Annotated in this window: 7 protein-coding genes; 3 read left to right on the plus strand and 4 right to left on the minus strand. The window is 69.5% G+C overall.

The window, feature by feature from the left end; genetic code table 11:
- Both Q8M88_RS17135 and Q8M88_RS17140 read right to left on the minus strand, forming a co-directional pair.
- The coding region (locus Q8M88_RS17135) for a biotin/lipoyl-binding protein (RefSeq protein ID WP_305598364.1) at positions 1 to 272 on the minus strand (272 nt) is incomplete at its 3' end.
- Positions 269 to 901: a TetR/AcrR family transcriptional regulator gene (locus Q8M88_RS17140; RefSeq protein ID WP_305598365.1), complete on the minus strand. Its 633-nt coding sequence runs from the start codon at positions 899 to 901 to the stop codon at positions 269 to 271. The genes Q8M88_RS17135 and Q8M88_RS17140, both read right to left, overlap by 4 nt.
- A gap of 148 nt (positions 902 to 1,049) precedes the next feature.
- Between Q8M88_RS17140 and Q8M88_RS17145 the strand changes: the two genes are divergently transcribed.
- From Q8M88_RS17145 to rpmB, 3 genes are all read left to right on the plus strand, one after another.
- A complete protein-coding gene (locus Q8M88_RS17145; RefSeq protein WP_305598366.1) occupies positions 1,050 to 2,177 on the plus strand; it encodes a flagellar hook-length control protein FliK in 1,128 nt (375 codons plus the stop codon).
- On the plus strand, positions 2,174 to 2,440 hold the full coding sequence (locus Q8M88_RS17150; RefSeq protein WP_305598367.1) for an EscU/YscU/HrcU family type III secretion system export apparatus switch protein: 267 nt from the start codon (positions 2,174 to 2,176) through the stop codon (positions 2,438 to 2,440). The genes Q8M88_RS17145 and Q8M88_RS17150 overlap by 4 nt, the downstream gene beginning before the upstream one ends.
- A 252-nt stretch (positions 2,441 to 2,692) precedes the next feature.
- A complete protein-coding gene (gene rpmB / locus Q8M88_RS17155) occupies positions 2,693 to 2,992 on the plus strand; it encodes a 50S ribosomal protein L28 (RefSeq protein WP_305598368.1) in 300 nt (99 codons plus the stop codon).
- A 61-nt stretch (positions 2,993 to 3,053) separates the two neighbouring features.
- Here rpmB and Q8M88_RS17160 read toward each other — a convergent pair whose 3' ends face one another.
- Complete coding sequence (locus Q8M88_RS17160; protein ID WP_305598369.1) at positions 3,054 to 3,800, minus strand: dienelactone hydrolase family protein; 747 nt, start codon at positions 3,798 to 3,800, stop codon at positions 3,054 to 3,056.
- Positions 3,801 to 3,817: 17 nt separating this feature from the next.
- On the minus strand, positions 3,818 to 4,778 hold a 961-nt coding region (locus tag Q8M88_RS17165), incomplete at its 5' end, for an esterase-like activity of phytase family protein (RefSeq protein ID WP_371132755.1).

The raw sequence follows: 4,778 nt of genomic DNA on the forward strand, positions 1-4,778 counted from the left end.
GCGGCGAGGTCGGCGGCGGCCTGATCGCGCTGGGCGCGTAGCTGGCGCGGGTCGACGACGAACAGGGGTTGGCCGGCCGCGACCTCGTCGCCGCGCGACACGCGCACCTCCTGCACCGTTCCCGACACCGGCGAGGCCAGGTACAGCGGCTCCCCCTCGACGTAACCGGACAGGGTGTGGGCGCGGGTCAGGCGGGGCGCGAACACCAACACCGCGACGATCGCCGCGGCCGCCAGCAACAGGACGGCGACCAGCGGGCGAGAGAGCTTCATGCGGCCTCCAGGCTCAGTCCGCCCAACAGGGTGGCGACGTGCTGACGGGCGAGGGCGGGCAGATCGAACGGCGCAGCGCCGACGGGAACGAAGGTTTCGCGCCAGATCACGCCCACCAGCATCGGGGCGATGATCTGCAGGGCGTAGGCGCGCGGATCGCCGGCCCGCACCTCTCCACGCGCCTGGGCCGCGGCGACGGCCCCCGACAGCGCCCCCAGCGCCACCGAGACCAGCTGGTCGTGCCAGACGCGGGCGAGTTCGGGGAAGTTGCGGGCCTCGGAGATGACCATCTTGGCCACCCCTCCCACGTGCGCGCCGCCGACCACTTGCACCAACCGCTCGACGATGGCGCGCAGCAGGTCAGGGAAGGGGCCGGGATGGGCCGCCATCAGGGCCGCTATCCGTGCGATGTCCGGCGCCACAGCCTGTTCGACCACGGCGCGGAAGATGTCTTCCTTCGTCTCGAAGTAGAGGTACAGCGCGCCCTTGGAGACCCGCGCCCGGGCGGCGACATCCTCCAGCCTGGCCGCCGCAAAACCCTTTTCAGCAAACACTTCGAGCGCCGCGGCCGCGATCTCGCGCGGACGCTCGGCCTTGCGTCGGCGGAATTTCGGTTCGCCTGCCTGCACCGCGCGGATCCCATTGATTACTGACCAGTCAGTTATATGGAATATCATCAGGCTTAGCAATAGGATGGCACGGCCGCCGCTTTAAAGTCGGCTTCATGAAGCCGGCGCTAAGTTGGAGTCCCATCGCAATGACGAGGCGCCATTCGCCGTGACCGTCGCGCCGATCACACCGCTGACCCCAGGCGACCCGCAGGCCCGTATCTCCGCGGCCCTGGACGGGATGCTGCGCGACACACCGCCTACGCCGCCCACCCTGGCCGCGCGGCCCGATCCGCTGGTGGCCGCAGTACGTGCGGCCCTGGAATCGGCCGCCTCCAGTCAGGGCGGCCTGTCGCAACTGTTCGCCGACCTCGGCCAGGCGCTGCGCCGAAGCGACCTGCCGGCGGCGGCCCGCACCGCGATCGCCGACCTACTGGCGCTGCGCACGCCCCTGCATCCGGCGCTGGGCGCGGACGACATCCGCCGGGCGGTGCAAACCTCCGGCCTGTTCATGGAAGCCGACCTTGCCGCGGCGCCCGCCGGGGGAAGGGCTGCGCCGCCGGGATCGCCCGCGCCGCCGCCGACCGATATCAAGGCCGCTCTGCTCGCTGTCGGTCACGAGCTTGAGCAGTGGGAACCGCCCGAGGCGGACGCGCCGCGCCAGGAGCACCCTGCGGTCCAACCGGGGGCCCAACCGGCGGTTGACGGCGCCCGTGCGTTCATCGCGCCGCCGCCGCCCTATCGTGGAGCGCCAACCGCCGCTCAACCGCCGGCCGAACCCAGCATTGCGGCCGACGCGCCTGCCGAAGCCCTCGCAGGGCGGCTGACGGCGGAGACGCGCGCCGCCATCGCGCGCCAGGAGCTGCATCAACTGGCCTCGCTCCCAGAAGCGCGCGGCGCCGAGCGCCCCCAAGAGTCGCTTGGACCGCGTTGGTTGCTTGAGATCCCGTTCGCCACGCCCCAGGGCGCCGCCATCGCCCAGTTCGAGATCGCCCACGACATGGCGGGCGGCGGAGCCGGCGAGCAGGTCGCGCCAGCCTGGCGGGTCCGTTTCTCGTTGGATGTCGAGCCGCTGGGCCCGGTCCACGCGCAGGTGGTGCTGGGCGCCGACGGCCGTGCCGCGGTCACCTTGTGGGCTGAACGTGACGCCTGCGCCGAGCAGCTTCGTGAGCAATCGAGCCTGCTCAGGCTGGCGCTGCAGGATGCCGCCTTCGCAGCCCATGTCGCGGTCTATTCGGGCGCGCCGCATCGCCCGCCGCCGCCGGCCGCCGGCGTGCTGGTGGATCGATCCTCATGAGCCTCGAACCGAAACGCGCCCTCGCGGTCGCCCTGCGCTACGAGGGCAAGGGCGCGCCGCGCGTGATCGCGAAGGGCAGGGGCCTGGTCGGCGAGCGTATCCTGGAGACCGCAGCGGCCCACGGCGTGCCGATGGAGCACAATCCGGCCTTGGCCGAGGCGCTTTCGCGGGTCGAGCTGGAGGAGGAGATTCCGGAGCCGCTATACCTCGCGGTGGCGGAGATCCTGGGCTTCCTGCTGCGGGCTTCAGGGCGTCTGCGCTGACAGATTAACGCGCAAGCTGAGCCGTGCAGAACACGCGCGAAACGAATCAGGACCGAATCAGCGACTCAGTCCGATTCGGCATTTGTTCCCTACCAGCTATTGTAGCTGCAGCGCGCCGAACCACAATCGCGTTTCGGGTTGCGCGCCCTATGCCGCCGCTTCGCCTTGACGGGCGGCGAAAGCTTCCTCTATATCGCCGGCTCCCGCGTGGGCCTTGTCTACGCTATCCCTGTCCTCGCGAAGGTTCTCACCATGTCGCGCCGTTGCGAACTCACTGGCGTTGGTCCGATGGTCGGACACAACGTCAGCCACTCGAACATCAAGACCAAGCGCCGCTTCCTGCCGGCGCTGTCGCCCGCGACTCTGCAGTCCGACGCCTTGGGCCAGAGCTTCCGCCTGCGTATCAGCAATGCGGCGCTGCGCACGCTGGACTTCCGCGGCGGCCTCGACGTGTTCCTGCTGAAGGCCCGCGATGAGGCGCTCTCGCCGCGCGCGCTGAAGATCAAGCGCCAGCTCAAGGCGAAGCTCGCCGAACAGCCCGCCGCCGCCTGATCCGAACCGATCGGACGATGACAAGAGGCCGGCCCCACAAGGGCCGGCCTCTTTCGTTTGCCTACTTCAGCTTCGAATCGAACAGCGCGATCAGCTCGCGCCAATGTCGTTCGGCGGCGTCCTTATTGTAGACCGGCATGTCGGTGGGCACGTAGCCATGCCTGGCGCCCGCCCAGATGCCGACCTCGGCCTCGACGCCGGCCTCGCGGAACGCCTTGTCCAGTCGGTCCTTCTGCGCCTCGTCGAAGCCCGCGTCCTGGTCTGCGCCGCCCACCAGCAACTTGGCCTTGGTTTTTGGCGCCAGCAGATGCGGACTGTCAGGTGCGTCGGTGGCCACGTTGCCGGGGTGGAACGCGCCGGCCGCCACCACGCGGTCGGGGAAATTCCCTGCCGCCCGCAGCGCAAGCCCGCCGCCCATGCAGTATCCGGTGACGCCGATCTTGTCGGCCTTGGCCTTGGGCTGCTTGTCCAGCCAGTCGAACCACACCGCCATGTCGGCCACCGCCTTCTGCGGATTGGTGGAGCCGGTCATCTTGCCGAACACCTCGCGGCGGACGGCCTCATCACGGAACACCGCCTGCAGGTCGATCGGTTCGTACGGACCGAGCCGCCAGAACATGTCCGGCAACAGCACATAATAGCCGTGCGAGGCCAGCCGTTCGCCCATCTCGAACAGCGAGGGCCGGATCGCCGGCGCATCCATGAAGATCACGGCCGTTGGCCAGGGTCCGTCGCCCTGGTCTGGGGTGAAGACAAATGCGCGGGCGCTTCCTTCGGGCATCGGAATAGAAACTTCAGTGCGGCTCATCCTCGGGGCTCCCTCAGTCAGTTTTTTGCCGTCCAGTCGAACGCGAACAGGTAGGTTCGCTGGGCGTTGGAGAAATTATCGTCGGAAATCAGATACAAACGCACGATTCCATCGGCCGCGGGCACGGCGGCCAAGCCTTCGAAATTGTCCAGGTTGAGCGGTCGCGCGAGCTCCAGGCGGTCGACCTCGGCCCACGCAGCATCGCGAATCGTGATGACGATCCGCACGCCACGGATCGGATCGTAGGCGCGCAACATGAACGCCCAGCGCCCAGCCGGCAGAGGCGCGGCGGCCACCAGGCCGAACTCTGCGGGCTTCTCGATCACATGGGCCGATGCACAGGCGCCGGAGAGGCGGCAACGCCAGACCTCGCCTCCATCTTCGCCACCCACCAGATAGGCGTCAGGGCCATTGGCCGGATCCTCGGCCAGGGCCTCCATGCCGGCGTTGCGGGGGAAGGTCGCCTCGGGTGACGGCGCGCGTGTGGGCAGGCCATCGCCGGCCGGGTAGCGCCAGATACGGTCGTTCAGCTCGAAGCTGATCAGGCGCGAGCCGTCCGCCAGAAGCGCCAGGCCCTCGGAGTCGGACTGCTCCTTGCCCTGCAGGGGCGCGCCGTCGAGGCCCAGCAGGCCGGTGAGACGGGCGTCGGCGATGCTGACGGGTTTGCCTTGCGCGTCCAGCACCAGACGCCCCTGCAAGAGGTCGCCCTCGTCACTGACGATCGTCGTGTGGCCGTCGACGGTGACGCGGATATCCGACAGGCCGTGCAGCCGCGCCGTGTCCGCCGATGTGAGCTGCAGGCCGCCCACGAACGTGAAGCGGCCGATCTTCATCGGGCCCGGCGCAGCGGAGTCGAGGAAGGCGGGCTCGGACTTGATGCTGATCGCGGGCCCCGCCGCCACCGGCGTCGGAGGCAGGGGGGCAGTCGCGGTCGGCGCGCAGGCGGCGAGCGCGGACAGCGCCAGCGCGCAGCCCAGG

This window comes from Phenylobacterium sp. (genome assembly GCF_030693805.1).
GTDB lineage: Bacteria > Pseudomonadota > Alphaproteobacteria > Caulobacterales > Caulobacteraceae > Phenylobacterium.